Origin of the sequence: Shewanella sp. MM_2022_3 (assembly GCF_022557375.1) — a bacterium.
Lineage (GTDB): Bacteria > Pseudomonadota > Gammaproteobacteria > Enterobacterales > Shewanellaceae > Shewanella > Shewanella xiamenensis.
Genome location: NZ_JAKZGV010000088.1, coordinates 1 through 5,648, shown reverse-complemented (window position 1 = coordinate 5,648; position 5,648 = coordinate 1). Strand labels below are relative to the sequence as shown.

Here is a 5,648-nt window from a genome sequence, read left to right as displayed (position 1 = left end):
TGTTAGTATGTTTTCTATCTCATGTTAATCTCTTCAAAAAATTGAAAAAATGCTAGAAAAAATTATAAAAATTGAAAACATCAAGCAATGGCAACATAAACGAGCATTATCTCAAGCTTTTGATAAGTTAAACCTAATTTATGGGCGTAATGGTTCTGGAAAGTCTACTTTATGTAAGATCTTTAATTTCATTAATGAAAATGACAAAGCTGCGATAGAAGCATTAAAGCCTTTAGAGTCTGATGGACAACCTGACCTCTGTCTTCGAGTTGGGGGAGCAAATATAACGCTAAACTCTCTTCAAACGCCGTTTAATTTTCAAGTATTCAATCAAGAGTTCATTGATAATAACCTTTATATTCCTAATGCTAGAGACCGTAGTCAACTCACTAATTATTATGAGTTTTCATTAGGCAAAGTATCAGTGCTAAAGGAGCAAGAGGTCGATAAGCTTAAAGCCGAAATTGATGCTATCAACGTTCAGTTAAGTCCAATTGAGACTAGGCTTACTGTGAACTTTCCTAACAAAACAATTGCTAAGATCCGTGGTATACAAGCTAATCCTAACGCTGATGCTGAGATTAAAAGTCTTGAAGCTCAAATCCATGATTTGAAGAGCGTAGAACACTACAAGAGTCGAAAATTACTTTCTCCATTGGTTCTGACTAAGCCTAATTTAGATACAAGCGTTTTCAGCCTGAACATCGAGAGTTTATCAAAAGAAGCACAAGAAAAAGTTGAGCTACATATTGCTAATAATCTAAAAGAACGTGATGTTTTTTGGCTTGAAACGGGCATTCAACTTGTAAACGAATCAGCAAACTGCCCTTTCTGTGCTCAACCTCTTGTAAAATCTGATATTTTTTGTTTATATCAGGACTTCATTAACGAATCATACACTAATGCCAGTAATAAGTTCGAACTTGATAGTGGGCAGTTTCAATTGGATGTAGGAGCCATTGGTTGTAACATTGAAGACTTAGAAGCTCTAGTAAATTCCAATAGTGAAGTTATTCAAGTTTGGTCTGATCGCATCAAAGGCTTTAATCCCCACTATGATTTTAGTTCCCTCCATTCGTTATCAACATCACTCGTACTTGAGTGTGTTAAACTGATCAGGGAGAAGAAAAAAGACTTATTGTTAAAAACTGATTTCACTAAATTTAATAAGCTATTCGACACAATTTTCACTGAGTGTGATTTTTCAGCATACAATAGGGAGGTGCAAGATTTTAACGAGCAAGTTTCTAACTTTTTGAATGCACTAGCCACTGGTTCAACTCACGCTCTCCAAACTAAAATCGATAACATTAGAGAAACCAAGAAGCGTTTCGATGCTGATGTAGTTGAGGATTTGCTTACTTACAAATCTCTGTATGATGACAAAAATGCTAAAACTAATAAAATCAGAGAGCTAAAAGAGGAAATTGCTAAAGATCAAGAAGATAGCATTAAAGAGCATAAAAATTCTATCAACCAGTTATTAAAACATTTTCATTCAATGATTCGGATTAAACAGCTTGATAAGGACAATAAAGGTAAAGGTGGTACAACTCGTCTTAAGTATGTAATAACTTTTATCAACACAGAACTTTCAGTGGAAAATGTGGATGACAACAAGCACATTTTTGAGCACATTCTGAGTCTCGGTGATAGATCTGCTCTGGCTTTAGCATTTTTCTTATCAAAGTTCGCCAAGTCGAATAGCGATAATTCCATTGTTGTATTAGACGATCCCATGTCATCTTTAGATAACTACCGTAAAGACGCAACTATCGTTGAGATCGAGAAGTTGATCAACAACGGTTATCAAACCATTGTATTTAGTCATGATCCATTCTTCTTGTCTGAGATTCAGAAATACTCGATTTTATCTCAACATACTAAGTGTTTTGAGATTGATGTGTCATATAAAAAATCAGATCCTCTGAAGGCTGACAGTTCACAATACATATCTAGTGAAATGTCTGTAAGAGCCAATTATGACTCGCACGTTCTTCACTCTTACCATAAAGAATATAACAAGCTCTATGATTTTGTTGCTGATGCAAATGATGATTCAAAAGTTGAAGTAGCTCGTTCCATTCGCCCTATTTTAGAAGCACACCTACGCTTCTTATATCCTAGAGAGTTTAACGGAGGTGTTTGGCTAGGTGATATGATTAAGATGATTCGAGATGAGACTGATCCAAACAGTCATTTCTTTGATAAACATCATAAAATTAACCAAATCACTAAAATTAATCAATTTTCTAAAACGTTTCATCACGCTGACGGTTTTGATACTAAGATTCAAAGCTTAGATGTACAGACCGTTCAGTCTTACGCTCAAGAAACACTGTTATTCATAACTGGTATTTAAAACACCGCAAAAGCTCTACCCTTAAGGCCGAGCTTTGCTCCTATTATCTTTATCTAAGAAGGTTGAATTTCCCTATCTGAGGATAGAACCATAACAAAGTGGTGGAGTACTTGGTCAAAAGGTATAGTTTATGATGTGGTAATAAGGCATACCCTAGTGATACGTGTCATGGACTGAGATAAATCGTGTCATTTAAGTTGATAAAAGATTTCTGACACAGTAAAGTCTATACATCTTAAACTTAAGTGACACACTAAAATGGCACAAACTCTCGGCTACATTCGGGTTTCTACAGTTGAACAAAACACAGTGAGGCAGCTAGATGGGCTAAGTATTGATAAGTATTTTATTGATACTTGTTCTGGTAGTACTCAAGATCGTCCAGCCTTAGCTGAACTAAAAGCATATTGTAGGGAAGGTGATACGGTCGTTGTTCACGATATCAGTCGACTAGCTAGAAACATTGCAGACCTGATTGAACTAATAAATTTCTTCAATGCAAAAGGTGTTGATGTCGAGTTCAAGAAAGAGGCTATGAAATTCACTGTAGACCAATCTAATCCAATGAATACGCTAATGCTTAATTTGTTAGGTTCAGTCTATCAGTTTGAACGAGAGATGATGCTAGAACGACAAAGGGAAGGGATAGCAAAGGCTAAATCTGCTGGTAAGTATAAAGGTCGTCCATTACCTGTATCGTCAACTGAAGTCATTGCGTTACTTGAGCAAGGTACGTCAATCCGTAATATAGCTAATCAGCTTGGGATTAGTACTACTACTGTTCAAAAAATAAAGAAATCAATTGGTTAATGGTAAAGATTGATAAGAAATCAAAAGTAACCCATTGCTTCTTTTACTCTTTTCCTTCTTCCAGTGTTCTTTTGCTTTTCTTCTTTAGAGAGCTATGCCGCAAATGAACAACTTTTGAAATAGTGCTTCCCCCTTTTCATCAAAAGAATGTGTCTCATATGATTGGTCTAGTCTATGGCAGTCCATGACTGGGGATATCCTCATCAAAATAACGGTTTGAATCCGCAGTAAGGATACCTCAATGTAGAGGCTGTTTTACGCAAGATTTGTTTATCTTGTTCTGGTAGTTTAGTATCTGACTTTCTATAACAGTGTCGAAGCGTATAGCCTTCAGCTTTGAGTGATAGAAATAATGTTTTAGCTGGAATGGGGTGTCAGGGGTCGGAGGTTCGAATCCTCTCATACCGACCAAATTCATAAGCAATAAAGCCTGCAATCTTAATCAGTTGCGGGCTTTTTTGTGTCTGGAGTTCGGTATTTTACTGCTTAGAGGTGGTGAAACAGTGGTGAAATGGGGGTGAAACGGATTTCAAAATAACAGTGGCCAAGTATGCTGATTGCCTTAGTTTTATTAATGGCTGAATTTAATCTCAGCGTGTGGAACTTCGGTCCATTGCAGGTGATCCCGCACATAGATTTTGGTGGACTTGGCATCGGTGTGAGCCATCCGACCTTGAGGGTCAACACCCATATCAGAAAATAATCTGGCAGATAGTGCACGTATCTCATGGAAGGTTGGGCGCTGGCTCATTTCTAAATGGTTGCACAGACCTAACTCATCCCTTAATGCCGAAAAGGCTCTGCTAAGGTAATTAGGATCAAGCTGATAGCGGTGGTCTGTGGCCACACTTTGCTTATTGAGTTTGTCTGGTCGGCGATGAACCACATAAGGGCAAAGTGGCCCGTCGCGGCTCTTATCAATAATGGCCTTTAATACTTCACCAATCGGTATGGCCACATGGCTGGCTTCTTTTTCTTCTACCTTTTGGCGGTGAATAAATAGGGTGCCATAAATGCCATCTACAGGTTCATCAAACCATAGGCAACCACATTGGCCGTCCTTAGGTTTTTTAATGCTGTATTTAATCCGCGACACTTCAAGGCGCGCTTGGGTAGATTGCAAAGCAAGATCCATTGCAGTTTGTAACCACAGTGGCGCCGCGGCATGGATTTGTTGATACACTTCAAAGCTTAGGCGTTGGCGTTCTTTGCCTTTGGTTTTACGCTTTTTCATCTTTCGAGAGGCTGGATTATCTAACATGATGGACTGGTCGATCGCGTAGTTAATCAGTTTCTCTAAAAATCCCAACTTACGGTTATGCACATTGGGGCTAGCATCAGGATGATATTGGTTTAGGTAGCCGTTGATATGTTCAAGGCTAATATCTTGACTGCTAACCTCCGCAAAATAGGCTTTAACCCGTTCGGCATCGTTGCGCATGGTACTGGCCAGTTGTTTACTTGGCATTTCTTCTTTAAAGATCAGCTCTAACAGTCGGTCCACATGGCTGGCAAATGACTGGCCATTAGCCAGAGGCGACTCACTCGAGGCTTCAATTAACTGATCTACGGTTAACCCAACAGTCGGTCGCATTATGCGATTGTACTCAACCGCAATTTGAATCGCCTGCACCTTATCTTTACCGAGTGTTTTGCGAACACCATTTACCAACGTAAAACGGTAAGTGCCCTTAGATCTATCAAACATAAGGTGCTGAGGCAGATTTTTATTATGCGACTTTTTTGGGCGAACCATGATAAAAATACCTTGAGGGATGATTTTCACACTGATTAAATACACTACATGACTCTAAGTGCAATTCGGCAAGAGTCTTATAAGGATATTGCTGATAATAAGAGGTTAATCGGTTCTTGAAATGAGTTGTATATCTTAGAACGTTTAATCCAAAATTCATATTACTACGAATATTTATTAAGGGTATACCTATGAAGTACTTAGTGGTTCTGCTATCAATTTTTATATGTAGTTTTACAGTGGCGGTAAATGCAATCACTTTCACTAAAGATGAACAGTATATTGGCTTGGATTTGACTCCTTTATGTACAGTCGATGGACAAGTTACTCTTACTCTTACAAATACATCTGGCCAAAAATTATTTGTTGATCCACATATAGCTGATCCAGCTCTTTTTGATTTAGCTAGAGCAAGGATGTATCTCAGAAATGCAAATGATAATAAGCTTATAGGTATGAGTCCGTTAAGTGAATATGTGAAAACCTCTAATTGGAGTGTGTTGCCTGTTGGGGGAGTAATTACTTACCCAATTGACTTTACGAAGCATGTTGCTTTAGATACTGCAAAATTTTATAGAGCTGGAGCTGAAATTCGTATGAAAATTCTTCTTGATAATGGTCAAGAAGTTGTTGTAAAAATTGATTCAGCAATCCTTAATAAATATGTAGACATTAAACCTGATTGCTTTATTTAAGTTTTGTTTAAATTAAGCTTTGTCA

The 5,648-nt window shown here is 37.7% G+C and carries 4 protein-coding genes; 3 read left to right on the top strand and 1 reads right to left on the bottom strand.

What is annotated here, in order from left to right; translation table 11 throughout:
- Positions 1-49 precede the first annotated feature (49 nt).
- Positions 50-2,362 carry an AAA family ATPase gene (locus MMG82_RS21030; RefSeq protein ID WP_241407387.1) on the top strand — a complete coding sequence of 771 codons (2,313 nt, stop codon included), beginning with the start codon at positions 50-52 and terminating at the stop codon, positions 2,360-2,362.
- Positions 2,363-2,620: 258 nt separating this feature from the next.
- The gene (locus tag MMG82_RS21025) at positions 2,621-3,172 is read left to right on the top strand and encodes a recombinase family protein (protein WP_241407386.1); all 552 of its coding nucleotides are present in this window, start codon (positions 2,621-2,623) and stop codon (positions 3,170-3,172) included.
- Between the two features lie 571 nt (positions 3,173-3,743).
- Here the strand turns inward: MMG82_RS21025 and MMG82_RS21020 are convergent.
- Positions 3,744-4,880, bottom strand: a complete 1,137-nt coding sequence (locus tag MMG82_RS21020; protein WP_231570527.1) for a recombinase — start codon at positions 4,878-4,880, stop codon at positions 3,744-3,746.
- A gap of 239 nt (positions 4,881-5,119) precedes the next feature.
- On the opposite strand from MMG82_RS21020, the gene MMG82_RS21015 reads away from it, so the two are divergent.
- Positions 5,120-5,623, top strand: a complete 504-nt coding sequence (locus MMG82_RS21015) for a hypothetical protein (RefSeq protein ID WP_047539747.1) — start codon at positions 5,120-5,122, stop codon at positions 5,621-5,623.
- Positions 5,624-5,648: the final 25 nt, after the last annotated feature.